The 23,433-nt window shown below is 68.0% G+C and carries 20 protein-coding genes; 8 read left to right on the top strand and 12 right to left on the bottom strand.

Going from position 1 to position 23,433, the window contains the following annotated elements; genetic code table 11:
- Positions 1 to 11: 11 nt before the first annotated feature.
- A complete protein-coding gene (locus IPI67_18615; GenBank protein ID MBK7582206.1) occupies positions 12 to 1,244 on the bottom strand; it encodes a hypothetical protein in 1,233 nt (410 codons plus the stop codon).
- Complete coding sequence (locus IPI67_18610; protein MBK7582205.1) at positions 1,241 to 2,353, bottom strand: hypothetical protein; 1,113 nt, start codon at positions 2,351 to 2,353, stop codon at positions 1,241 to 1,243. Before IPI67_18610 ends, IPI67_18615 begins: the two co-directional genes overlap by 4 nt.
- Before the next feature lie 91 nt (positions 2,354 to 2,444).
- Between IPI67_18610 and IPI67_18605 the strand changes: the two genes are divergently transcribed.
- A complete protein-coding gene (locus tag IPI67_18605) occupies positions 2,445 to 4,538 on the top strand; it encodes a hypothetical protein (GenBank protein MBK7582204.1) in 2,094 nt (697 codons plus the stop codon).
- Positions 4,539 to 4,560: 22 nt separating this feature from the next.
- Here IPI67_18605 and IPI67_18600 read toward each other — a convergent pair whose 3' ends face one another.
- Genes IPI67_18600 through IPI67_18590 form a run of 3 tightly spaced genes read right to left on the bottom strand, consistent with a single transcriptional unit; the run spans position 4,561 to position 7,905 of the window.
- Positions 4,561 to 5,502 carry an RluA family pseudouridine synthase gene (locus IPI67_18600; GenBank protein ID MBK7582203.1) on the bottom strand — a complete coding sequence of 314 codons (942 nt, stop codon included), beginning with the start codon at positions 5,500 to 5,502 and terminating at the stop codon, positions 4,561 to 4,563.
- Positions 5,499 to 6,692 (bottom strand): acyl-CoA dehydrogenase, encoded by a 1,194-nt coding sequence (locus IPI67_18595; protein MBK7582202.1) that lies wholly within the window; start codon positions 6,690 to 6,692, stop codon positions 5,499 to 5,501. Before IPI67_18595 ends, IPI67_18600 begins: the two co-directional genes overlap by 4 nt.
- 7 nt (positions 6,693 to 6,699) lie before the next feature.
- Positions 6,700 to 7,905 carry an acyl-CoA dehydrogenase family protein gene (locus IPI67_18590; protein ID MBK7582201.1) on the bottom strand — a complete coding sequence of 402 codons (1,206 nt, stop codon included), beginning with the start codon at positions 7,903 to 7,905 and terminating at the stop codon, positions 6,700 to 6,702.
- A gap of 133 nt (positions 7,906 to 8,038) precedes the next feature.
- Between IPI67_18590 and IPI67_18585 the strand changes: the two genes are divergently transcribed.
- A complete protein-coding gene (locus IPI67_18585) occupies positions 8,039 to 9,265 on the top strand; it encodes an acyl-CoA dehydrogenase family protein (GenBank protein MBK7582200.1) in 1,227 nt (408 codons plus the stop codon).
- Between the two features lie 115 nt (positions 9,266 to 9,380).
- Here IPI67_18585 and IPI67_18580 read toward each other — a convergent pair whose 3' ends face one another.
- The 4 genes from IPI67_18580 to IPI67_18565 all read right to left on the bottom strand — a co-directional run bounded on the left by IPI67_18580 (position 9,381) and on the right by IPI67_18565 (position 13,295).
- On the bottom strand, positions 9,381 to 10,301 hold the full coding sequence (locus tag IPI67_18580) for a hypothetical protein (protein MBK7582199.1): 921 nt from the start codon (positions 10,299 to 10,301) through the stop codon (positions 9,381 to 9,383).
- 114 nt (positions 10,302 to 10,415) lie between these two features.
- Entirely contained in the window at positions 10,416 to 11,888 is a 1,473-nt protein-coding gene (locus IPI67_18575) for a thioredoxin family protein (GenBank protein MBK7582198.1), read from the bottom strand.
- A gap of 52 nt (positions 11,889 to 11,940) precedes the next feature.
- Entirely contained in the window at positions 11,941 to 12,510 is a 570-nt protein-coding gene (locus IPI67_18570; protein MBK7582197.1) for a PepSY-associated TM helix domain-containing protein, read from the bottom strand.
- Between the two features lie 53 nt (positions 12,511 to 12,563).
- Entirely contained in the window at positions 12,564 to 13,295 is a 732-nt protein-coding gene (locus IPI67_18565; GenBank protein ID MBK7582196.1) for a molybdopterin-dependent oxidoreductase, read from the bottom strand.
- Positions 13,296 to 13,410: 115 nt separating this feature from the next.
- Between IPI67_18565 and IPI67_18560 the strand changes: the two genes are divergently transcribed.
- The 3 genes from IPI67_18560 to IPI67_18550 are packed head-to-tail and all read left to right on the top strand — an operon-like array spanning position 13,411 to position 15,775.
- Positions 13,411 to 14,268 (top strand): class II glutamine amidotransferase, encoded by an 858-nt coding sequence (locus tag IPI67_18560; protein MBK7582195.1) that lies wholly within the window; start codon positions 13,411 to 13,413, stop codon positions 14,266 to 14,268.
- Positions 14,265 to 14,582: a transcriptional regulator gene (locus IPI67_18555; GenBank protein MBK7582194.1), complete on the top strand. Its 318-nt coding sequence runs from the start codon at positions 14,265 to 14,267 to the stop codon at positions 14,580 to 14,582. The genes IPI67_18560 and IPI67_18555 overlap by 4 nt, the downstream gene beginning before the upstream one ends.
- Before the next feature lie 59 nt (positions 14,583 to 14,641).
- Positions 14,642 to 15,775, top strand: coding sequence for a hypothetical protein (locus IPI67_18550; protein ID MBK7582193.1), 1,134 nt, complete (start codon positions 14,642 to 14,644; stop codon positions 15,773 to 15,775).
- A gap of 18 nt (positions 15,776 to 15,793) precedes the next feature.
- Here the strand turns inward: IPI67_18550 and IPI67_18545 are convergent, their stop codons facing one another.
- From IPI67_18545 to IPI67_18535, 3 genes are all read right to left on the bottom strand, one after another.
- Positions 15,794 to 16,771, bottom strand: coding sequence for a ChaN family lipoprotein (locus IPI67_18545; GenBank protein ID MBK7582192.1), 978 nt, complete (start codon positions 16,769 to 16,771; stop codon positions 15,794 to 15,796).
- A 5-nt stretch (positions 16,772 to 16,776) separates the two neighbouring features.
- Positions 16,777 to 19,224 carry an ATP-binding domain-containing protein gene (locus tag IPI67_18540; protein MBK7582191.1) on the bottom strand — a complete coding sequence of 816 codons (2,448 nt, stop codon included), beginning with the start codon at positions 19,222 to 19,224 and terminating at the stop codon, positions 16,777 to 16,779.
- A 231-nt stretch (positions 19,225 to 19,455) separates the two neighbouring features.
- Positions 19,456 to 20,187, bottom strand: coding sequence for an alpha/beta fold hydrolase (locus tag IPI67_18535; GenBank protein ID MBK7582190.1), 732 nt, complete (start codon positions 20,185 to 20,187; stop codon positions 19,456 to 19,458).
- A gap of 88 nt (positions 20,188 to 20,275) precedes the next feature.
- On the opposite strand from IPI67_18535, the gene IPI67_18530 reads away from it, so the two are divergent.
- The 3 genes from IPI67_18530 to IPI67_18520 all read left to right on the top strand — a co-directional run bounded on the left by IPI67_18530 (position 20,276) and on the right by IPI67_18520 (position 23,432).
- Positions 20,276 to 21,262 (top strand): SGNH/GDSL hydrolase family protein, encoded by a 987-nt coding sequence (locus IPI67_18530; protein ID MBK7582189.1) that lies wholly within the window; start codon positions 20,276 to 20,278, stop codon positions 21,260 to 21,262.
- A 71-nt stretch (positions 21,263 to 21,333) separates the two neighbouring features.
- Positions 21,334 to 22,689 (top strand): PQQ-dependent sugar dehydrogenase, encoded by a 1,356-nt coding sequence (locus IPI67_18525; protein MBK7582188.1) that lies wholly within the window; start codon positions 21,334 to 21,336, stop codon positions 22,687 to 22,689.
- On the top strand, positions 22,689 to 23,432 hold the full coding sequence (locus IPI67_18520) for a Sir2 family NAD-dependent protein deacetylase (GenBank protein MBK7582187.1): 744 nt from the start codon (positions 22,689 to 22,691) through the stop codon (positions 23,430 to 23,432). Before IPI67_18525 ends, IPI67_18520 begins: the two co-directional genes overlap by 1 nt.
- Position 23,433: the final 1 nt, after the last annotated feature.

The raw sequence follows: 23,433 nt of genomic DNA, 5'->3' as shown, positions 1-23,433 counted from the left end.
AGCGGCTTTCGTCAGCGCACGCGCCGCCGGGCGACCAGGATCAAACCGGCGGCATAGAGGGCGAACAGCGAGCCAGGGCTGCCACCGGAGCTCGGTACTCCGCACGCGCAGCCGCCCTTCACGTCGTCTTCGTTTGGCATCGCCGCATTGGGGAACCCGGCAGCCCCGGCGCCGGCTTGTCCGCCCAGGCCTACGCCGCCGGCGAGTGCGCCCGCGCCCGCAACGCCGGCGCTACCGGCGACGCCCCCGCTCCCGGCACCCCCGCTCGCGCCTCCCGCTCCCGCGCCGCCGCCCGTTCCGCCGCCGCTCGGGGCGCCGCCTCCGCCGCTGGGCGCGCCGCCGCTGCCGCCGGTTCCGGTCGAGAAACAGTTCGAGGTATGAACGCTGCGTTTGGCGCCGCAGTTCGTCGGCGAAGCGCAGGCCGGTTCGGGCAGGTTCGGTGGCGAGCCCGTTCCGCCGACATCTGCCGGATCCGGGTAGGCGAGCGGCACGCTGGGCCAATACGCCGGGTTGCCGCTCGGGTACTCGACTCGACCGAGCACCTTCTCTTGATACGGCGCTGCGCCGCCCACCGCCGGGTTCCACACCCCACGGCTGGAGCTGTAGGTCGGGTTCGACGGGTTGTTGGAATAAGCGAGCCCGTTGTAGGCCCAGACCGCCGTGTACCAGTGCTCGACGATGCTGGGTTGATTGTCTCCCACGCACTTGGTCGCGCGCCATTTGCCCGCCAGGATCGAGGCACCGGTCGCCATGTTGTAGGTCGGCTCGCCCGCGACGCGCTGCTGGTCGAAGGCGGGGTTCTCCCCCTTGTGCATGCCGCTCGTGACCTGGCCCACACCGTAGCCGCAGTCGAAGGAGATGATCGTACGCGACGCACCGCCGACCTGATCGGACGGCGTGTCGGGTACACAAAACTGCGTCCAGCCGCTCTCCGCCATCGCGATCGATTTCAAGAGCTCACACGGGAATCGCGCCGGCACGTCGTGGTTCGGCTCCGGTTTGCCGCAGCCTTGACCGATGTCGGCGACCGGCGGGCCCTGGGTTCCCCACGCCGTCGGCCCTTTGGCCACGACGTCGAAGATCGACTGCCAGGCGGCGATGCTCGGGTTCGTGCCCTTGATCGCCTCGATGCCGCAGTTGTGGGAGTTCGCCGAGCTCGACAACGTGTACGAAGGGCAGTACGCCGCTGCGCTCGCGGACGTGACGAGGAGCGCCACCCCGGTCAGCAACGCGGGGGCCCTCATGGCAAGAACCCCGCGATGTCGACCCGCGTCGCCGGCGGAGCGGGGATGGCCGTCAGCTTGCCGCTCTCGGTGTCGATGGCGAAGGGCAGCGAAAAATCACTGGGTTTCTGGTGGATCAGGGCGACGTGTCTGCCATCTGAGCTGACCGCCCGGAGCTCGTCGAAGCCGGGACCAAGGGGCCGAGTGGGTCCGGGCCCGCCCGCAACGGTCGCGCCACTGCCATCGTTCAAGAGCACGCCGCCGCGGGGCCAGACGTGGGGCGTCACCCACATGCCCGCTGCCCGAGCAACCGGCGAACGGACGCCGCTGTCGATGGCGATGCGTTCGACCAGCCAGCCATCGTCGTCGTGGTTCGTGTAGACCAGCGAGCGTGTGCTCGTCTCGACGGAGAAATCGCGAGCGAGCGCCACGAGCTCGGGTGCAATGACACGCAGCGCGCCCGTCGTGACGGATACGGCGACGAGATCCGCGTGCCCGAAGCGGACGCGATAGAGCAGCACTTCGTCGTCGAGCAGGCCGGCGATGAACGTGATGTAACCCGCGAGCTCGTGCAGCGTGCGGGCGTTGCCGGTCTCCGGGTCGATCTCGTCGATGCGCAGGGCGTCCGTGCGCAGCTGCCCGGCCTCGATGGCGGCGGGGTCCGGCGGCGGGCCGGGCACTCCGCGTTGAACCAGGACCCGGCCCGACGGCAAGACCAGCGGGCGGCTGGCGTGGCTCACGTCCTTGGCGAGCACGACGGCGCTCTTCTCGGGCTCGAGCCGCACGAGCCACGCGCCGAAGGACACGTCGGTCCGCCGCTCCATGTCGGCGACTGCAACGACGCGGCTGCCATTGCCAAGCACGGCGCCGCGCACCTCCGCGTCCGGCGCGTGTTCGAAGCGAGCGACGGGCGTCCCGATGCTGCTCGCGCCGGGCGGCGTGAAAAAGAGCGCAGTTTCGCTCGCGCCGGGCGCCGTCGCGAAGAGTGCGATGCGGGGCGTGGCGCCGGCGCTGCTCTCGAGCGCCTGCACACGAGCTTGGGGTGCTCGGGTCGCGTCCGGGGCGGCGGTGCCGTTCTCGCACGACACGAGCGCTGAGAGCACGAATGGCCCGAGGAGTAGGCGCTGCACGATCAGTTGAGAGAGTAGCACCGGAACCACGAGTACGAGAAGCAGCTTCCCAGCCCCGCCGCGGGTCGCGCTAGGATGAAGGGACCGTTCGATGGGGTATCTCTCGGTTCTCGCCAAGCTCGACGCAGAGCAGAAACGCGCGTTCGGAGCCATCGCTACGGTCACGCGGCTCGATCTGGCCGCGTTCGAGAAGGTCGACATGGTGCTGACCTGGCTCGATGCACATGAACCGAAGGTGGTCGTGTTCGACGCCGGGCTCGTTCACGCCGAGAAGATCTGCCGCAAGGTCCGCTCCAAGAAGAACCTGTCGAGTGTGCCCATCATTGCCCTGGTGGCCGAGCCGACGGACGCGCTGGTCGAGCGGCTTTACGCGCAAGGCGCCGATGATGTCATCCCGAGCGCGCTAGGGGTGCACCTCATCGAACGCGTCAAGGCCCTGCCCGACAAATCGCAGCTGACGGATGCGTCCCACGGCATGGCGGTCGTTGCGGACAAGGACCACTCCCGCTGTGACGTGATCGGCCGGGTGCTCATGAACGCGGGCTACGATGTCAAGTTTGCCCTGGATGACGTCGCACTCCGTTATTACACGCAGCAGAATGAGCCGAGGCTCGTCGTCCTGAGTGCCGAACTGGGCGACGCGCGCAAGTTCGTCGAAGAGGGCCGCAAGCGAAACGCGGACACCGCCTGGGTGGTGATGTCCTCGCGTCGCGACGTCGTGAAACACGCGGAGACCTTGAGCGGCATCGAGCACCTGAGCGTCGTCGTGAACACCACTGCGCCCGAGAACGTGCTCTTCACCTCGAACGAGCTGCTGCGACAGGGAGGTCCGCCGAGTCGTGAGGACGAGCGCGTGCTCTACGGCACGATGGTGGCTTACAAACCCGCCGGCGGCGAGCACGAGGACGTCGGATTCAGCTACAACATCAGCCAAAAGGGCCTCTACGTTCGCACCCTCTCGCCGCCGGCGGAGAACGAGGTCTGGTTGGAGCTGCGACCCCCGCGCGGTAAGCGTCGGGTGCGGCTCGAAGGGCGGGTCGCCTGGCGGCGCAGGTACGACCCCGGCTCGCGGGCGCCCGTTCCTCCGGGGTTTGGCGTCGCACTGACGGATGGCCTCGGTCCGAGCCTGGAGCTCTGGAACGAACGCGTCGGCACGTTCGTGCGGTCGACCCGGCGCGGCCCGGCGGCGGTGGCCCGCTTGCTCGACGAGACGCTGGGTGATGTCCGCGCGAGCCAACCAGATCAGGAGAGCGACTCACACATCGCGGCCATTTCTGTTTCGTCTCCGTCGGTCTCCATCGACGTGGCCCATGGTCCCGCAGTGGCGATGCAGAGCTTGCCTGTGCGGAGCGACGAGTCGAAACCCGAAGCTCCGCCTACACTCGAGTCCATCGCCGATCTCGACGATGCGGTGGTGCCATCGGGTCGCGAGCTCGAGACCCGCCGCGCGCCATCGTTGACGGACATGCAGCAGGTCGAGGTGCCTGCCGCGCCAAGACCAGCCGCGCTCGAGCCGCTGACTCCCGCATTCGCCGCTGCCGAGAACCCAACCCTGCTCGCAGCAGACAGAGCTCCCGCTTCACCGGCGGCCGCCGCGGCAGCAGGAGGTCGGCGTTTCTCGCCCGTGCTCGGAGTCGCACTCGTGCTGCTCTTGCTCGGCGTCGCAGGCGCGGCGCTGTTTGCCCTTGGTATCGGCCCCTTTGCCCGCGCCGGAGCTGGTGTTCACCCTGCCTCGAATCCGACGCCGCTGCCGCCGCGCGCCCCGCCGCCAACCCGGCCCTCGGCAGAGTCCGCCGCGGTTTCGGCGCCACCGCCCGTGTCCGCTGCGCCGTCCGCGGCGGCCAGCGCCGCGCCGCCGGCCGCGCCGGATGCCGATGCAGCGGTGGCAATGGACGCAAGCTCGCAGACCGGAGCGGCGGCGTTGCCTGCCGTCGACACTGCCGGCGGCGGAGACGGTTCGGAGCTGGCGTGGGACGAGGGGTATCTGGTGGTTCGCTCGTCGGCGGCGGTCGACGTCTACGCTACAGGGTTCAAGGTCGGCCCGACGAACCGGCAGAACAAAGCGCGCTGCGGGCTGCGTTTCGTTCGCTTGGGTGAGAACGAACCCCCGAGCTGGCGCTCGAAAGGGCAGACCGTGGACGTGAAGTGTAAGGCCATTACCCAGCTCGAGATCGCCCCGGAATGAGCAGGGTGCGGGCCCGCGTCGTTCAGAGGTTCTCGAGTCTGGCGAGCAGCGCGCGGAAGTCGTCCGGCAGCTCGGCGCTGAAATGCACCGGTTCGTCGGTCGCGGGATGAACGAAGCCCAGCTCTCGCGCGTGCAACATGAGGCGAGGGGCTTCGATGAGCGGGCCTGCGAAGCCGCGCACGTAGACCCGCTCGCCGATCAGTGGGTGTGAGGCCTCGGACAGGTGGATGCGGATCTGATGGGTGCGTCCGGTCTCGAGTCGACACTCGAGGTGAGCGGCGCCCGTGAACGCGCTCAGCAAGCGCACGTGGGTCACCGCGCTTTGCCCGAGCCGTGGATTGTCCGTCGAGCCACGCAGACCGTCGCCGCGGTCTTCGACCAAGCGCGAGCGAAAGATCTGATCGGAGACCACGCCGTGGACCAACGCCTCGTAGCGACGATGAACCGTATGAAAGCGTAGCTGCTGCTTGAGGTGGCGCTTGGCCACCAGGGTCCTGGCAAAGACCACGAGGCCGCTCGTCTCCTTGTCCAGGCGCTGCACGACCCCGAGCGGTGGCAACGGTCGGCGCTCGCGACGGCTGAGCTCGTGCCGCACTCGATCGACCAGGGTGTCTCGCTCGTTGTGATCGAAGGGCACCGTGCTGACGAGTGGAGGTTTGTCCACGACCACGAGGTCGCGGTCCAGGTGCACGATGGTCGGCGCCGTGCTCGACGCGGGCGTCGCGGAGCGGGCCGACAACGTCAGCACGACGGTCTGCCCCGCCCGCAGCTTCCGGGTTGGATCGGTGACACGCTCCCCATCGACGTTGACCTTGCCAGTCTCGATGGCGCGGCGCACCCGCGACCAGGCCGAGCCCGGCTGGCTGTCCCTGAGCAAGCGGTCCAGGCACAGGCCGTCGGCCTGCTCCGGCACGCTGAAGCGACCGTCGACCAACGTCGCGGAGGACTCCGGCTTATTCTTCACGCGTCGTCAGGCAGCGGACCCAGCAGGCGCGCGGCCAACTTCTTGCGGTGGTGGGCGGCGTCGCCGAAGGCGGCCCGAGAAGACAGCAGGCGTTTGAAGAAGAAGTGCACGTCTGCGTCCCAGGTGAAGCCGAAGCCGCCGTGCAGCTGGACGCCGCGCTTGACGGCGTTCGCGAGCACGTCGGAGGCATGCGCCTTTGCCATGCGCGCGGCCACGCTGGCTTCGTCGAGGGAACCGCTGCTGAGCAGGGTGGCAGCTCCGTAGAGCAGACTGCGCCCCAGCTCGACGCCGAGCATGACGTCGACCAAGGGGTGTTTGACCGCCTGAAAGCTGCCGATGGCCTTCCCGAATTGTTCACGCTGACACGCGTAGGCGCGGGTCATTTCGAGCACCGCGTCCGCGGCGCCGAGCATCTCCGCGGCGGTCAGAGTCGCTCCGAGCGATTGCATCGCCGAGAGGGCGCCGCCCGCATCTCCGTCGAGGCGGCAGCTCGCTTTCAGCTCTACGCCGTGAAGCTGCAGCCGTGCCGTCGGGCGCGAGGCGTCGACGCTGGTCTGGCTTTCGACGCGGACGCCGGGGCACGGCAGCGGCAGCGCATACAGGCCGAACCCGCCGCCTGCCTCGCGCGCGGGAACGATTACCAGGGAGGCCTGCGCGCCGTACAGCACGTGAACCTTCTCGCCCGTCAGGCGCACGACGTCACCGGAGTGCTCGGCGCGGGTGGATGACGGTTCGCCGTCGAGGTTTCCGCGTGGCTCGTCGGACGCGACAGTTCCGATGGTCTGGCCAGCCACGAGTGCGGGTGAGTGCGCAGCGAACTGGGCCGCGCTCCCTCCCACCTCGAGGGCAGAGAGACACAGCACCGTCGGCAGGAAGGGGGACGGAAACAACACCCGACCCATCTCTTCGCAGAGCACGCCGAGGTGCATCGGGGACAGCCCACCGCCGTCGGGTGAGCCCACCGCGAGCCAGCCGAGCTCGGCGATCTCCCGGTAGAGCGCCGGATCATGACCACTCTCCTCGCTGAGCCGCCGGCGCAGCACACCGAGGTCACTCTTCTCCGCGAGCAGTCGCCGGGCGCTGCCGCGCAGGATCGCGTGCTCCTCGCCGTATCCCATGTCGGCGGGCAGCGCGGGCACGCGGAGCAGGTGCTCGCTGGGCGGGGCCAGAGTGCGGTCGCTGTCGCTCACGTTTCGCTCACTTGCTCTTGGGCAGGCCGAGCACCCGCTCCCCGATGATGTTGCGGAGGATCTCGCTGGTGCCGCCGCCGATCGTCATGCCGAAGGAATTCATGAACGCGCGGGGCCACTCGCCGCGGTCGGGGGCCCGCGCGTCCTCGGCCGAAAGAGCGGCGTCGGGCCCGAGCATCTCGCAGGCGAGCTCCGCTACCCGCTGGTTCCACTCGGATGCAACGAGTTTGTTCATCAGCGGCAACGCCAGCGGTCGCTCCTTGACCAGATCCGAGACTCCGCTACGGGTGCCAGAGAAACCGATGGCGGCCGCCTCGATCCACAGCGTGGCCAGGCGATCTCGGAACACCGGATCGCTGGCGATGGGCCTGCCGTTGCGCTGGGTTCGCTGCGCCAGTGAGACCAGCCGCTTGAGCTGCTCGAGCAGCGCGGACGAGCGCTCGCGGGAGCTCGAGTCGGCCGCGCCGCGTTCGAACATCAGCGTCGTGAGCGCGATGTTCCAGCCTTGTCCTTCCTCGCCGAGCAGGCAGTCTCGGGGCATCGGCGAGCGGTCGAACAGCACCTGATTGAAGCCGCCCTCGCCCGTCATCTTGATCAGGGGTTGAACGCTGACTCCCGGAGCGTCCATTGGGAACAGGAAATAGGAGAGGCCCGCGTACTTGTTGGCGTCGGGATCGGTGCGCGCAAGCAGGATCATCCATTTGGCAAAGTGCGCCAGGGTCGTCCAGACCTTGTGCCCGGAGATTTCCCAACCCTCAGCGGTCTTCACTGCGCGGGTGCGGAGGCTCGCCAGATCACTGCCGGCGTTGGGCTCGCTGAAACCCTGACACCAGATCTCGTCGCCCCGCAGCAGCGGCGCGAGCAGGCGGGACTTCTGAGCCTCGGTGCCGAACGTCAAGATCGTCGGCGCTACCCAGGTCAGCGCCAGGAAGTTGACGAAGAAGGGCGCGCGCGCCTGCGCCAGCGCTGCCTCGACGACGCGTTTCTTCTCGGGCTCGATGCCACGCCCGCCGTAGGCCTCGGGTACGTCGAAGCCGAGGTACCCGGCGTCGTAGACCTTCCGCTGCCAATCCCGGTGGTACGCCATCTGATCGGCGCTCTCCACCTCCAGGAAGGTCTGCGGCAGCTTGAAGCTCGGTGGCGCCGGCCGATTGGCGGCGAGCCACGCGGAAAACTCCGCGCCAAACTGCGTGAGCTCGTCGGGGTCGGTCAAAACTCGCGCAAATCTGGCACACGCTCCTGGCGTCGTAAAGGCGGCGCGCGGCCCTCGAGTCTCGTGGCGAAAACTCGGCGAGTCGAGGGTAGGATGCGTCGCCGCGTCAGGCGGCGCGGAGGAGCCAAGACCAATGATCGAATGGGGCGAGCAACACCTGGCCATCCGCGACTCGTTCCGGCGCTTCGTCGACGCGGAGATCAAACCGCGGCGTGAGGAGCTCGAGCACGGCGACACGCCGCCCTACGAGGTGCTTCGCAAGATGTTCGCCACGTTTGGCCTGCGCGAAATGGCCATGATGCGCTACGAGGCGGATCTGGAGAAGGCAGAGCGAAAATCTGCCGAGCCGGACGAGCCGCGCGCGCCTCGGGTCAACCCGATGGCCGGGGAGATGGCCGCCATGCAGATGATTCCGATCATCGAGCTGTCGCGTCACAGCCCCGGCATGGTGACTGCGCTCGGCGTCAGCGCAGGTCTCACTGCGGCGACCATCATGAGCCGGGGCACTCGTGCTCAGAAGGAGCGCTGGGCCAAGGATCTGCTCACCCTCGACAAGATCGGCGCCTGGGCCATCACCGAACCCGGCTCGGGCTCGGATGCGTTCGGGCAGATGAAGGCGAGCGCGCGACGCCACGAGGACGGGTACCTGCTGAACGGCAACAAGACCTTCATCACCAACGGCCCATGGGCGGACACGATCGTGTTCATCTGCAAGCTGGACGAGGGCAACGACGCCAAGGATCGCAAGGTGCTGTCATTCGTAGTCGAGAAGGGCATGCAGGGTCTCGAACAGACCAAGCCGCTCCGGAAGATGGGCATGCATTCGTCCCCCACCGGCGAGCTGTTCTTGAGCGACGTGTACGTGACTCGCGATCGACTGCTCGGCGAGACCGAAGAAATCTCGTACCGCACCGGCGCCAAGGACACCTTCAAGTCCGAGCGCACGGGGGTCGTGGCGATGGCGCTCGGCATCGTCCAGCAGTGCCTCGATTTGTCGGTCGAGTACGCCAAGACGCGGGTGCAGTTCGGGCGTCCGATCGGGGAGTTTCAGCTGATCCAGCTCAAGCTCGCCAAGATGGAAGTCGCGCGCATGAACATTCAGAACCTGGTCTATCGGGTGATCGAGCTGGCGGGCGCGGGCAAGGCCATGACGCTCGCCGAAGCCAGTGCGTGCAAGCTCTACTGCGCGCAGAGCGCGATGGAGGTCGCGCTGGAGGCGGTGCAGCTATTCGGCGGCAACGGCTACATGTCGGAGTATCAGGTGGAGCAACTCGCCCGCGACGCCAAGGTGCTGCAAATCTACGGCGGGACCGACGAGATCCAGATCTCGCAGATCGCACGCAGCCTGATGAGCACCTGAGCCGCCCGCGGCGCCCGCTGCCAACGCGGGGGGCAGAGGGACTCACGGGAAGGCGATCTCTGCGAAGCGAGTAGCCAAGGGTCTCGCGCGGGTGGGCGAGCGTGCTTGGCCGGCGTCAGCAGCTGGCGCGTTCGACGTCCTGGAACAGGTGCATGTGGGTGTCGAGGGTGATTCGGGTGTCGATCACCCCGAGCTCGACCACGCGCAGCGCCTCGGGTTCGTCGTGGCCGACCAGGACCAGGAGCGGCCCGGCGGAGGTGCTGAGCGCGCCGCGCAGCATGAAGCCCGTGTGCTGCGCCACCGGGTGATCGAGCTCGTCGACGACGAGCACGTCGCGGCGCTCCTCGCTGCAGCTGGCGGTGACGTTGCGCAGCACACTGCGCTCGACGATTTCGAGCTCCGACATCGGCAAGGCGAAGCGGTGCAAGAACACCTGGCTCTCGCCGGAGCGGCGATCGGCGGGGACCTCCGACTCGCCGACGTGGGCGGGATGGACCCACGCTGCCCGGGGATCATCGCCATCGAGGGCGAGCAAGAACGAGTGCGTCGCGACCAGCGAGGCGCAGCCTTCGATCTCGAACCCGGAGTGCCGCGCGCCGGGCATCGACGCTCCGGAGTATCCGCCGAGGTCGAGGCTGACCCGCACCGCGCGGGTTGCGTGAGCGCTGCAGTGCCCCTCCGGACCCACCAGGGTGAACGTGCGCGTGGGTCGGGGAGCGGCCGTTTCGATCTCGAGCGCAAACCCGCCGGGCAGTAGCTCTCGGGAGCGGCTCACGCTCGGGCCGATGTCGTCGTCGGTCAACACGAAGGCTCTCCGCTCGGTGGAGAGCACGGCGTGCGCGCCCCTGCGGGGCACCATCGCGGGCGGCTTCTGGGCCGTTGCGCCGTTGATCTCGCTGGCCGCTGGACGGGTGGCGTTGGCCTTCGGTGCCTTCGAAACCATCACGTGCTGGCTGCAGCTCGCGAGTGCGAGCAACGAAGCGGCCAAGAGCGGAAGGCGACTCGACAGGCTGGATGAAACGGGGCGCGGTGACATGGCTTGAACCTCTTGCAGGTCCATTGAGCAAGCCACGTGCCGCAGGGCACTCGGCGCACAAATCCCGGCGCTCCGCCGCTCTCGAGGCCGGAGGCGTGGTTCTGTGACCACGCGTCAGGGTTTGTTCGACTTCGCCCGGGCGAGCTCCGCTTTGGCCGCATCCAGTCGGCGCTTGGCGGTGACCATGCGCTGCGGTTTTGCCGCCTGCCGCTTGGCCTGGGCGGCGTAACCCGCCACGGCGTCTTCGAGCGCTTTGACCTGCCCTGCGTGGTCGCCGCGCGCCGCGAGAATGTCCGCCTTGATCTCGAGGAAGCGCAGACGTCGGGGGCCGTCCGCGTGCGCGAGCGCGCGTTCGATGGCCGCCGACGCCTCGGGATACTTCTTCAGTGCCAGCAGCACTCCCGCCAGGCGACCCGGCGGTTCGTAGGAATTCGGCAGCTGTTTCTCGCGCTCCTGGAGCAGCTTGATGGCCTCACTGGCGCGACCCATGGCAAGAAACGCGTTGGCGAGCGCTGCGTCGTAGGTCTGGGCAGCGGCGGGTGAGGGCGCATCCTTCGCCGCCTTCAGCAGGAGCGCGAGGCGATCGGTCAGAGCTTGGCTCGCCGTGGTCTTGTCCCCCAGCTCGAGCAAGACGTCGGCGTACACACTCAGGCTGTCGGCCCGATCGTCCGGCGTCGCCTCAGAGTGCGGCGAAGCGACGATCTGCTTCAAGAGGTCCCGGACCGCAACGCGGGCCTGTTTGACCTTGGTTGCGCTCTTTGCGTGTTCGGCGCAGTCGAGCACGGTGCGGGCAAAATCGGTGGGTTTGGCGGCGCCCCGCACGTTGCTCAGGTTCTTCACGCCAGCGTCCAGACACTGATCGGCGCGACCCGCGTTGAAGAGCGCGCTGACCCATCCCGACAGCGCCTCGCTGCGCCGCGACCAGTCACTCGGCGCGCGCTCGGCGGCGGCCTGATAGTGTTTTGCGGCCTGGTCGTAGGCGGACGCGGCCTGGGCCTTTTTGCCAGCCAGGAGCGCGGCGAGCGGGGACTTGGGGTCGAGTTTGTCCGAACGCCGCGCGTCGCGGGCGGCGATCGCCTCGCGCATGAAGTCGTCCATCTCTTTGACCGACCCCGAGCCGGGCCAGTATCCGAGGACATCGCCGCTGTCGGGATCGAGCATGAAGAATGTGGGCCAGACGTCGACCGCGTGCTGGTCGACGAAGGCGGCGTTCTTCTCCTTCTCGGTGTCGACCGCCACGAACACGACCTGCTCACCCAGTGAGCGCAGGGCGGGGGAGTCGAGCACGAAGTGCTTCATGCTGATGCAGGTGTGGCACCACTCTGCCCAGGTATCGATGAACACGAGCTTGCCGGTCTTCTTGGCGAGCGCCATGCCCGCCGGCACGTCGTCGTCGATCCAGCTCAGGGGTGGATGGGTATCGGTTGCGCCGGCGTCCGCAACGACGGGCGCTCCGGGCGCCGGTGCGGAGCCGAGACTCGTGCTCGGGGCCGGGCGCTCCGGTGCATTCGAAGCTGGCGCGGTTGGCCCTTGGGCGGGTGAGCAGGCTGCCAAAAACCCCAAACAGATCAGCGAGCCGAGGCGCATGGCCGGGAGCCTAGCAGGCCCGCGCGCGGAGCGGCGCGAGCCTCGGCCCCGGTCAGCGCGGCGCTGCAGGCGGCGACACGGGTTTGTCCCGTCCGCCGGGACCTCCCGAATAACCGACGTAGACCACCGGGATGGATGCGCCGATCAGCGCGATCACCGCGCCGCGACCGAACAGGCCCTTGCGCCCGGGGATCATGAACAGCCCGGAGATGGACAAGAACAAGAGCAGCACGGCATAACCATCGGCCACGTAGCTCCAGGCCTTCTTGCCCCGGTTCAGGTGCAACCAGTTGGCGAGGCGCAGGAAAAAACGCGGCTTCTGCCCCTCTTCGATGACCTTCCCGCTCGCGGTGTCGACGTGCAACGTGCGCTGCTCGAACACGAGATCGAGCTGGGTGTCGTTCGTCCGATAGATCTCGTTCGGCCGTTCTTTGATCGAGAGCTGCGCGAGCACCGCGCTGGCCGTCGCTTCGTCCTCTTCGGGCAACGGCGTCGCGACCTGGTGTGTGCGGTCGATCTGCGTGAAGCTCGGATCCCAGTCGGCGATGTGATTCACCGCCAGCCCGCTCAGCGCGTAGATGACCGTGAGCCCGATCACGAGGTAGCCGAAATCGCGATGCATCGCCCTGAGCCACGGGCGCCAGGCCAGACGCCGCGGCCTGTCATCTGCGCGGCTCACCCGTAGCGCTCCTCTTTCCAGGGGTCACCGTGGTTGTGATAACCGCGCTGCTCCCAGTAACCCGGCTCGTTCTTGCTGGCGAATCGGATGCCGGTGACCCACTTGGGGCTCTTCCAGAAGTACAGGTCCGGCAAGACGACCCGCGCCGGTGCGCCATGGGCGCGCGGCAGGGGTTTGTCGTCCAGGCGATGCGCGACCACCACACTCGGCCCCAGAGCGTCCCGGAGCGGGACGTTGGCGGTGTAGCCGTGCGCGGCCTCGAAGATCACGTAGCGGGCGTTCTTGGCGAGTTTGGCCCGCTCGGCCAGGTCCTTCACCCGCACACCCTTCACCAGGATGCCGAGCGCCGACCAGCCGGTGACGCAGTGAACGTCCACGCCGAGCTCGGTCTGTGGCATCGCCAAGAGCTGACTCATGTCGAGGGTGAACGGGCTCTGCACCGCACCGTGCACCTTCAGACGAAACGCACCCGGACTCGCGTCCCCCGCGTCGCCGCCCATGGGTTTCCAGCGTTTGATCACCCGCTGGCCGGGGGGCAAGCGGGGGCGGCCGTCGCTGCGGGTCTGGGCGCGTGCCTCGCGCGTCAGATCATCGGCCAGCAGCCACAGCCCGCCGCCGAGAGCCATGACCAGAGTGCCCGTGGTGGCGGTCTTGATGAACTCACGGCGGGCGAGGAGTTGTTCGACGGCTGCCCGTCTGTCGCGGTCTTTCGGGGTCACGCACAGCATACGAGCGAGCGCGTTCGGCGGTTGCACGCGGCGGCGCAATTGCCGGCAAGTCGGCCAAATCCCGCGGTTTCCAGCGTTTTGACGCGCGCTGTGGCATGCTGGTTGTTGCCTCGCCATGTGCCGCCTCTTCGGATTCAGGAGTGTCATCCCGAGCCAGGTTCACCGCTCTCTCTTGGCGGCAGAGAACGCCCTCGGAAAACAGAGTAACGGCCATCAGGACGGCTGGGGTGTCGCGTTCTACGTGGACGGCTCACCGCATGTGACCAAGAGCCCCGAGTACGCCCTCGGCGATCAGCTGTTTCATCGATTGAGCGGCGTGGTGGCGAGCGAGACCGTGCTCGCGCACGTGCGTCGGGCGACTCAGGGCGAAAAGACCGTGCTGAACTGCCACCCGTTCCAGTACGGCCGCTGGGTGTTTGCGCACAACGGTGACATCCCTGAGTTCGCGCGGCACAAGGCGGCGCTCACCGCCGAGATCGCACCGCGGTTGCGCCGCTTCGTGCTCGGGGACACCGACAGCGAGGTGGTGTTCTTGATCTTCTTGTCGTTCCTGAGCGCTCACGGGCCCCTCGGACGGAGACACGACGTCGATGACGTGTCGTCGGCGCTCAAGGGTGCGATCAAGAGGGTGCGCGAGATCTGTGATGGCGAGGGCAGCGCGCGCGCCCTGTTGTCGTTGCTCGTGACCGATGGCGACACGATGGTGGCAACCCACGGCGGCAAGGAGCTGTACTGGTCGAGCCACAAGACCCACTGCGCGGATCGCGACACCTGTCCCAGCTTGTCGGCGGAGTGCGAGGCGCCGTCACTCACCGGTTTCGTGAATCACTTCATCGTGTCCAGCGAGCCGCTCCAGGGTGAGAACGTCTGGGAGCCGCTCTCGGACGGCGACGTGATCGGCGTCGATTGGCGCATGCGAGTGGTGCGCAAACACATCGACCGGGTGCCCCTGCCCATCGCGGCCGCACAGTGACGGAGCGGCGCAGCGAGCCCCGGGAACAGACCGAGACCGCGCGTCGTGCGATCGCTGTGGCGCTCGAGGGAAAGACACTCTCTGCGCGAGAGCTCTCCCAGACGGTCCGGATCTCGGAGCATGAAGTGGGTGAGCACCTGAGACACCTCGAGCTCTCGCTGGCGGCGTCCGGTCGCCGGCTCGTCGTCGAGCCCGCGAGCTGCAAGGCGTGTGCGTTCAGCTTCGCGGAGCGCGCGCGCCACGGTCGACCGAGCCGCTGTCCCAAGTGCAAGAGCGAGCGCCTGGCTGCACCGCGGTTTCGGGTCGAGGGCTGAGCGCGGCCGAGACGGCGCGCTGGCGCGACCCGGCGGAGCCAGGCATAGTGCGCGGCCTGATGCGCTCGATGCTCTTCGAACGACGGCCGCTCGCTCTGCTCCTCGCCCTGTGCGCTGTGCCCGTCGCCTGCGACGAAAACAAACCCCAGCCCGCGCCGGTCACGTCTGCCGCTCCGAGCGCCGAGAAGCTGGCCATTGCATCGGCGCTTGCAGCAGCAAGCGCGGCGCCGAGTGCCAGTGCTGCCGAGGCGGAGCCTAGAGAGAGCGCTGAGCCCGAGGCCAGCGCGAGCCCGGCGGCGGAAGGAAGCGCTGCTTCGCCGAGTGGACCCCCTGCTGGCAAGGCCGCTGCGAAGGCCGACGCTCGGGGCGTAAAGCTGGTCGAGGCGGGGGCCGAGCCCCGACAGAAGGTCCGTTACAAGTTCGTGGTGGATCGCACCGACCGTGTGGAGATGACCACCACCAGCAAGATGAAGATGAGCATGGGGACCGAGTCTGCCGATGTGCCCACCGCGCCGGCGGTGCGGGTGGTCGCGGCGCTCACGGTCAAGGAGGTGGCTGCCGACGGCAGCGCCGCGCGCACGCTGTTGCTCGAAGACGTCGGCTTGATGCCAGGGCCGGGCCTGAGCAAGGCGCAGCGTGACCAGGCGGGCAAGGCGCTGGGAGCCCTGTCGAAGATGACCGGCACCGATCGGGTCGATGCCCGGGGTTTTGTGCGTCAGGTGCGGCTCGACGGCTCGAAGATCGACAACCCGGCGCTCAAGCAGGCGCTGGCGTCGATGCAGCAGACCTTCGACCAGATGGGCGCGCCGTTTCCGGAGGAAGAGATCGGGGTCGGCGCCAAATGGCAGGTGAAGACCCGCATCGATCAGATGGGGATCCGGCTGTCACAGACCGCCGACTACGAGCTGTCGGCGCTCGAGGGGGACAAGGGCCGGATCAAGCTCAAGCTCAAGCAATCCGCGCCGGGGGGCAACATGGCGCTGCCGGGGTTGCCCAAGGGCGCCACGGCAAAACTCACCAGCATGAAGGGCAGCGGCCACGGCGAGCTCGCGTTCGATCTGGGACGCAGCACGCCCGACGGTCACATCGACACCAAGAGTGAGGTCCGGGTGAGCGTGGTCTCGGGCGACGAGACCCAGCAGATGAACACCAAGATGACCGCGCGCGTGGTGTTCAAGCCGCTGACGAAATAGGCGGCGCCGCGGCGCGGTTCACTCGCTCTTGGCTTGGAAGCGCATCACGAAATCGAAGCCGGCGCTGGTCTCGCGCGCGCTCTTCTCGTCCATGCCGCGCAGCGCGCGAACCGAGACGACCTGGGCTGGCGAGCGACGGCGCACGCGCTTGGGGATGGCCTCGTCACGACAATGTCCCGTCCCCGCGAAGATCACGAGCTGGCGTCCGGGCAGCTTGCCGCCGAGCCAACGGACCGCGCTCTCGGCCATGGTCTCGTCCCACACGACCTGGGCCGCGTACATGTGGTCCGGATCACCATGCGGGTGAGCGCGCGTCGACTCGTCGAACCACGCACGGTGCTCGGCGTCGGCGAGGTCGAGCTCCGGCAGTGTCTTCAGCTCATCGCGGGTGAGCGCGGAGAGCCCGCCCCGGGCGATGCGACGCGTGAGCGGGCGCGGTGAGTTCAGCGCAATCAGCGGGATGTTGTTCCGGAGCGCCAGCTGGAGCTGCGGACGGTAGTACGCAAAATCCCAGCCCCAGCGCTCGGCCCAGCGGCTCTCCTCCAAGAAGTGTTTTTCATCGAGCTCGCGCCTGGCGAAGGAATCGAGCAACGGCTGCTCGGGCCGGGCCACCATCTCGAGTCCCAGCCCGACTTCGCGCCCGTTCATCGGGCTGCGCTCCCAGAGCCCGGTGAGGACCACCAGCTCCGCAAAATGGGAGCTGGGATCATCGTGTTCCTCGCCCACACACACGAGATCGGCGCGACTGAGCACGTCGAGCAGCTGGTCGCTGGGCAACAGCTCTCCGCCCTCGGTCCTCTGCCCGATGAAGGGCGCGGCCGCTCGCTCGACGACGTCCGCGGCCACCGGCGCCCGAGCGTGACCCTGCCCGTGGTCGGAGCTCGCTTCATCGAGTGCTTCGCTGCCGCCGCGGGGGGTCGCTGGCAGAGCGGCTCGTTCGGCACACCCGCCGAGCCCCGAAAGGGCGGCGAGCAGTGGCAGCGAACGACGGAGCATCGACCTCAGTACCCTCGCTCGCGCAGCGCCTCGGGCAGCAGCTCGCTCGGCTTGCCAGTCGCGATCACCCACAGCTGGTGTGCAGCGCGGGTGGCGCCGATGTGGAGCAAGTGGCGCGCCTCTTCCTCGGTCGGGTACGCCGAGTGGCTGACCTCGACCAGCACGACGTAGTCGAACTCCAGGCCTTTGACCTGTCGTACGTCGGTCACGTCGACGCCAGCTCGGAACGGGAAGTCCTGGTCGGCGATGCGCCGCAGGTAGGGTACCTCAGCCTTCTTGAGGCCTTCATAATAGAGATCCGCTTGTTCGGGATATCGCGCCACGACGGCGACCGACGCGCGGGGCTCGAGCCGCATGAGCTCGCGCAGGCTTTCACCCAGGAATCCGACTGCGTCACCGGCGTGCGCAAAAACGAATAGGTCGACCGGCGCGCCGCTGCGGGTGGCCTGGGCAGGATCGTCGGGGGCGAGCGGTCCCAGCACGTCCCGCGCAAAGTCGATGATCTCCTGGGTCGAGCGATAGGCCAGCTTGAGGGGTTCGACGGCGACGTGTGCGAGCCCGAGCTCGCCGAGCACGGTCTTCCAGTCCGAAAATCCGTTGTCCATCAGCAGCCGCTGCGCGACGTCACCCGCCAGCGTCACGCTCCGCGCCGCACTGACGGTGTCGAGGACCACCGCCAGCTCCACCGGTGAGAGATCCTGGGCCTCGTCGACCATGATGTGTTCGTACACCAGGGCTTCTTTGCCCTTCACCCCGCGCATCAGCGGTCCGCGCAGGCGCTGGCAGAAGCGCAGCAAGAGCGCGTCGTCCTCGCGGTCGAGGTGCACGTGGTCGTCGAGCTCCCGCCCATCGACTCCACGGCGCAGCTCCTCTTCGTACTCGTCTCGGGCCGGGTCGCCGCTGTCGGAGGAGCGTTTGTGTTTCGCGTCGCGCTCCGCTCCGGCGTGGGGTTCGTCGATCAGGGTTTCCATGTAATGGACGGCGTGCCCCGCGTGCGCCGCACACCAGTTGTGGATGCGCTTGAAGTCGGCCTCGGAGAAGGCGCCCGGCGCGTATTTCTCGAACGCGGCTCTCAGCTCCGTCGCGTCGCTCACCAGATCGGCCCAGGCGCTCACCACGTCCCGCGCCTCGCGGACGCCCTCGCGGGTCAGGCGCTCGAGCGTGACGCGTGCATCTTTCGGCAGCGAGCGGCCGCTTCTCTCCAGCCAGGCACCCACGCTGTGTACGCGGTGGGCGAGCGGTCGGTCCGGAGAGGCGCGATAGGTGTTCAGCAGCGCCTGACCGCTCTCGGTGTCCTCCGCAGCGCCCAGCGCCGCGACTAGCCGGTCTTCGATTCGGCGCGCCAGACCGGCAACGTGGTCGTCGATGGCGCTGAGCATCGCCGGGTGTTTCTTGATCCGGGTGACGACGCCGGGTGTGTCCTCGCTGTAACGATTGGGTAGCGAAGGTAGCTGCACCTCCCGTGCCCGCTCCGCCCAGGCCTCGTAGGTCCGGATCGGGATGCCCTCGATGCCGAGGGCCGGCAGAACCTGGGAGATGTAGCGGGCCAGCGCGGCGTTGAAGACGACCACCAGCATGCGGTCGGCCCGAAAGCGCCGCGGGTCCTGGAAATTCAGGTAGGCCAGGCGGTGAAGCGCAATCGTGGTCTTGCCGCTGCCGGCGCCGCCCTGGATCACGACCAGTCCCGAGTTCGGCGCGGTGATCAGCTCGAACTGGCGCCGGTCGATCAGCGCGGTGATCTCCTTGAGGTGTTTGTCCTCGTTGAGATCGGCATCGCCGATCCCGAGCTTGGTGGGGCGACGGGTCTGATCAGCGCGCGGCGCCGTGCCCTGCCCACCGTGCAACTTCAGAGCGTCGGTGGCGAGGCGGCGCCACGCCCCGGAGGCCGTCCTCACGTGGGTGCCTTCGGGTGACGTGATGCGGCGCAGGGTGCGCTCGACGATGCTGACACTGCGACGGGTGAGCACCTCACCCGTCACCTCGCGCCCACCGAAGACCTCGTCGTACTCGTCGCCTTCGTCGTAGCGGTAGTAGAGCCGGCTCACTGGTGCGTCGCGCCAGTCGACGATGCGAACCCCGCTCGTGGTGTCGAGGTAGGTGCCGCGACCGATCAGGACCTCGCGTTTTTTGGGGCCTTCCTGCAGGACCATGCGGCCAAAATAAGGCGAGCTCGCGTCGACATAGGACTCGGTCACCGTGTTCTGGTGCGCGGCCAGCACCTGCAGTCGCTCCATCTGTTCGACCAGCGGCGGTACGTCTTCGAGGCGAGCCACGGCGATCTCGTCGCGCAAGCCCAGCATCTGCGACTCGTAGTCGATGGGTGGGCGGGACTCCCTGGATTGTCGGGCATCGAGGTGGCCGAGCACCCGGGTGAGACACTGCTCTTCTTCGCGCACCACTCCGCCCTCGTCGGGTTCGCGGGCGCGGTCTTCGGCTTGGCTCTGGGTTTCCACGGGAAGCGAGCACGACTAGCACGAACCCAGGCTTTCGTCCCAGCCCCTACGACAGCCAGCACGCTCGGGCAGGGCGGGGCGCGTTGCCCGCGCGGGTGGACGCGACGCCTGGGGCGGCCGACGCTCGCAGGGCTACAGACTTCAAGCTGCAGGCTTCAGGAGGTCCACTAAAGCGGCCAGGCCCGAGTGCGTACCGCCGATTACGATCCGGCGGGCGTACAGCTCATCGGGTCAATTCGCGCCGAGCGTCTGCGCGAGAAAAGCGTCGAGGGCCTCGAGAACACCGCGCGAGATCTCGTGGCCACCGTTGAACGTGACGAACTGGTGTCGCAGACCTGCCTCGCGCAGGCGCTCTCCGAGCAACTCGGCGATGGCAAAGGGCAGCAGCGGATCCGCTCGACCATGGCTCTGCAGCACGGGCAGTCCGGCGCGTTTTGGCATCAGGGGGAGCCATTCGTGTTCAGCGAGCAAGGTTCCGCTCAAGAGCACCAGGCCGGCGAGGGGCCGCTCGGTCCGGAGCGCCACGTCGAGCGCGAGCATGGCTCCCTGAGAAAAACCTCCCAGCACCAGCGTTTCACCGCTCACACCCAGCTCATCCTGCAGCGCGTCGAGCATGCCGATGACCTTCGCTCGCGCCTCGGCGAGTCCATCGGGCACGTCGCCGGTGAGGTCGCGTAGCTCGCCCCGGCTGAGCGCGCGCTCCAGCTTCAGCATGTCGAGCTGCCACCAGGCGCGGGCATCGGGCGCGCCGAGTGTGCCGTCCGGATCGAGGGTGAGCGGCGCTTCGGGGAACACGAAGCGCATGCCCGACGGCGCGCGGAGCTCACGCCACAACGACACCAGATCGGTGCCCGGTGCGCCGAAACCGTGGAGCAGCACCAGTGCGGGGCCCGTTCCGCCACCCTCGCGGTCCGCACCGCCGGCGAGGTGAACGGTCAGCTCGCCGAAGCTCCGAGTTCGCACGTCGGCGACGCTAGCACCCTGGACCGTGCGAGTATTTCGGTCCACGGGCCGGCAATTCGTGTACATTCTCACTGGAAGGGAGGCCCACATGCTCGGATGGCGCCAATGCTGCGGATTCTTCGTGATTGCGGGTGCTGCCGGGCTCGCCGGCTGCAGCGCGAACGACAGCTCCAGCGGCGTCGGAGGCGCCGGGGGTAGCGCCGGGACCGAGGTCGGTGGGGCGGCGGGGACCTCGTCGGGTGGGGCGAGCGGCGGCGGGGGCGTCGCCGGTCAGGCCTCCGGCGGCACGGCCGGGCAGAGTCTAGGTGGCGCTGCGGGTCAGAGCTCCGGGGGCGCAGCGGGGAGCGGCGGGGCGGCTGGCGCGGGCGGAGCAGGCACCGGCGGCGGTACCGCGGCGCTCGCCACGGTCGGCTCGCTGGTGGTGCTCGGTGACTCGATCAGCGATGGCGGCGGACAGGGCCCGTTCTACTACGCGCTCCTCCAGCAGGATCTGAAACAGAAGTTCCCGACCCTCAGTTATTCGAACAAGGCGCAGAGCGGCTCGAAGACCAGCGCGCTGGTGGGTCAGATCAAAGCGCTGCCTGGCGCACTGCCGGGCCCGGTCGCTGTCTGCATCACGAGCGGCGGGAACGATATGAAAGATCAGCTGCCCGCCATCGCAACCGGCCTCGATGGCGCCGCCCGCGCCGCGATGGGCGCGAACATCTCGGCGGCACTCGACGCGCTGCTCGCTCCTGGACGCTTCGGACCTGGGGTCGCCGTCCACGTGTTCGAGGCGACCATCTACGACGCAAGCGATGGACAAGGGAATTTCGGCGTGAACAAGTGCGCGTTCGGCAAGGGCCTGCCCACGATCCCGACGGCCGGGTTTTTTGCGAACTGGAACGGTGAGATCGGAAAACAGGTGTCAGCCAAGGGCCAGTACCTCAGCGACATTCACGCCCTGTTCACGAACCATGGCTTCAACTTCCCGCCCAGCTGGTACGCGAGCGACTGCACACACCCGAACAGCGCCGGGCACGACCAACTACGGCGGCACTTTTATTTCAAGATCACCGGCAAAACGCTGCCCTGAAGGGCTCGGTGGCGGAGGCGAATCCCCCGCCTGGTTGGCTCGCCGCAGGTCGGCGCTCTACACTTCTCGCCTTGTCGCGGACGTCCCGCGCTTCAGGTGGTGTCGAAGTGAACGATTGGTCGAGTGCGCTCGTTTTGAGTTTATTTGCAGCGCTGGTGACGGTGAGTGGCTGTGGCAGCGATGACGGCGGGGGCGCGAAGGCCACCGGGGGCACGTCCGGCGGAGGTGCCGGCGGTGCCGGCGCCGCGGGGGGCGGAGGCAACGGCGGTGCCGGCAACACGTCTGGCACTGGCGGCGGTGCAGCGAGCCTCTTTGATTGTTCGCCGGCGAGCGGGACCGTGAACCTGAAGCTGACGGAGGTCGCCAGTGGCTTCGATCGCCCGATCTTCGCGGGCAGCCCCCTCGGTGACACCGAGCGGCTGTTCATCGGGCAGCAGCCGGGTGTGATCTCGATCATCAAGAACGGCTCGAAGCTCGCAACGGCGTTCCTGAACATCAAGCCCAAGGTCGGTGGGGAGCAGGGTCTGCTCGGCATCGCGTTCCACCCGAAGTACGCCGAAAATCGACGCTTCTTCGTGCACTACTCCAAGGCCGGCTCCGGAGACACGGTGATCTCGGAGTTCACGAGGTCGGCGAATGATCCGGATCAGGCGGACGCCGGCAGTGAGAAGATCATCCTCGAGCAGGACCAACCGGAGTCGAACCACAACGGGGGCGCGCTGAATTTTGGCCCCGACGGCATGTTGTACCTCGGCCTAGGGGACGGTGGCGGCGCTGGCGACGCGCATGGCTCCGTCGGCAATGGGCAGTCCGTCGAGGTGCTGCTGGGAAAGATGCTGCGCATCGATGTGGACGCGCCGGCTGGCGGCAAGGCGTACGGGATCCCGACCGGGAACATGACGGCCGGCGGGGCGGCGCCGGAGGTCTGGAGCTACGGATTGCGCAACCCGTGGCGCTGGTCCTTCGACGCCTGCACCGGCGACATGTACATCGGCGACGTCGGGCAGGGCGCCTGGGAAGAGATCGACGTGGAGCCGAGCGGCAAGGGCAGCGGTACCAACTACGGGTGGCGGGTGATGGAGGGGACCCACTGTTACGACCCGAAGACCAACTGCGACCAGAGCGGAAAGGAGCCGCCCGTGGCGGAGTACTCCCACTCGTCGGGCTGCTCCGTGACCGGCGGTTACGTGTATCGCGGCAAGAACGTGCCCGCGCTGCGCGGGACATATCTGTACGCGGACTACTGTTCGAGCCGCTTCTGGAGCTTCACGTATGCAGGCGGCAAGGCCAACGGCCAGGCGGAGATCACCCAGGACATCACCTCGGCGGGCGCTCCGGGCCAGGTCTCGTCCTTCGGTCAGGACGCCGTCGGGGAGCTCTACGTGTGTGATTTCGACGGCACGATCTGGCGCATCGACGCGGAGTGATGGCTCCCGAGGTCGAAAAACTCCGGGTCTTGCTCGAGCGCAGCTCCAAGGTGCTGGCCTTCACGGGCGCAGGGCTCTCCACCGGCAGTGGCATCCCGGACTTTCGGGGTCCTGCGGGGGTGTGGCAGTCGCGTGCGCCGACCTACTACCAGGAGTTCATCTCGGACGAGGACGCGCGGCGCGACTACTGGGAGTTCAAGCTCGAGGGGTACCTCGCGTTCCGCGATGCGCGGCCGAACGCGGCGCACCTGGCGCTGGTCGAGCTCGAGCGCCGCGGCAAGCTCGCGTGTCTGGTGACCCAGAACGTCGACGGCCTGCACCAGGCCGCCGGTACTTCGGCTGAGAAGTTGATCGAGCTGCACGGCACGAACTCGGCGGTCGAGTGCACCGAGTGTCGAAGGCGCGAGCCGACCGAGCGTTGCATGCTGGAATTCGAGCGGACCCGGGAGCCGCCGACCTGCAGCGCCTGCGGCGCGCTGATGAAACCGGCAGTCGTGATGTTCGGTCAGTCACTGGACATGACCCAGCTCGGGAGCGCATTTCGCCACGCCGAGCGCGCGGATCTGCTGCTTGCGCTCGGCTCTTCTCTGGTCGTCACGCCGGCGGCGGACGTGCCCCTGGCGGGCGCGCGGCGCGGCACGCCGTACGTGATCGTGAACCGGGGCGAGACGCCCCACGATCGGCTGGCGACGTTCTGCATCGACGCCGACGTCGTGAGTGTGTTGGCCGAGGCCCTGGGCTGAC

It is taken from the genome of Myxococcales bacterium, assembly GCA_016706225.1.
Taxonomy (GTDB): domain Bacteria; phylum Myxococcota_A; class Polyangia; order Polyangiales; family Polyangiaceae; genus JADJKB01.
This window is presented reverse-complemented; position numbering and strand designations above follow the sequence as displayed.

Excerpts from the sequence above, each read along its gene's own strand:
- IPI67_18520 (MBK7582187.1), top strand. The coding sequence starts at position 22,689 with ATGGCTCCCGAGGTCGAAAAACTCCGGGTCTTGCTCGAGCGCAGCTCC.
- IPI67_18575 (MBK7582198.1), bottom strand. The coding sequence starts at position 11,888 with ATGCGCCTCGGCTCGCTGATCTGTTTGGGGTTTTTGGCAGCCTGCTCA.
- IPI67_18545 (MBK7582192.1), bottom strand. The coding sequence starts at position 16,771 with ATGCTCCGTCGTTCGCTGCCACTGCTCGCCGCCCTTTCGGGGCTCGGC.
- IPI67_18580 (MBK7582199.1), bottom strand. The coding sequence starts at position 10,301 with ATGTCACCGCGCCCCGTTTCATCCAGCCTGTCGAGTCGCCTTCCGCTC.
- IPI67_18550 (MBK7582193.1), top strand. The coding sequence starts at position 14,642 with ATGCGCTCGATGCTCTTCGAACGACGGCCGCTCGCTCTGCTCCTCGCC.
- IPI67_18530 (MBK7582189.1), top strand. The coding sequence starts at position 20,276 with ATGCTCGGATGGCGCCAATGCTGCGGATTCTTCGTGATTGCGGGTGCT.
- IPI67_18585 (MBK7582200.1), top strand. The coding sequence starts at position 8,039 with ATGATCGAATGGGGCGAGCAACACCTGGCCATCCGCGACTCGTTCCGG.
- IPI67_18560 (MBK7582195.1), top strand. The coding sequence starts at position 13,411 with ATGTGCCGCCTCTTCGGATTCAGGAGTGTCATCCCGAGCCAGGTTCAC.
- IPI67_18615 (MBK7582206.1), bottom strand. The coding sequence starts at position 1,244 with ATGAGGGCCCCCGCGTTGCTGACCGGGGTGGCGCTCCTCGTCACGTCC.
- IPI67_18565 (MBK7582196.1), bottom strand. The coding sequence starts at position 13,295 with ATGCTGTGCGTGACCCCGAAAGACCGCGACAGACGGGCAGCCGTCGAA.
- IPI67_18570 (MBK7582197.1), bottom strand. The coding sequence starts at position 12,510 with ATGCATCGCGATTTCGGCTACCTCGTGATCGGGCTCACGGTCATCTAC.
- IPI67_18605 (MBK7582204.1), top strand. The coding sequence starts at position 2,445 with ATGGGGTATCTCTCGGTTCTCGCCAAGCTCGACGCAGAGCAGAAACGC.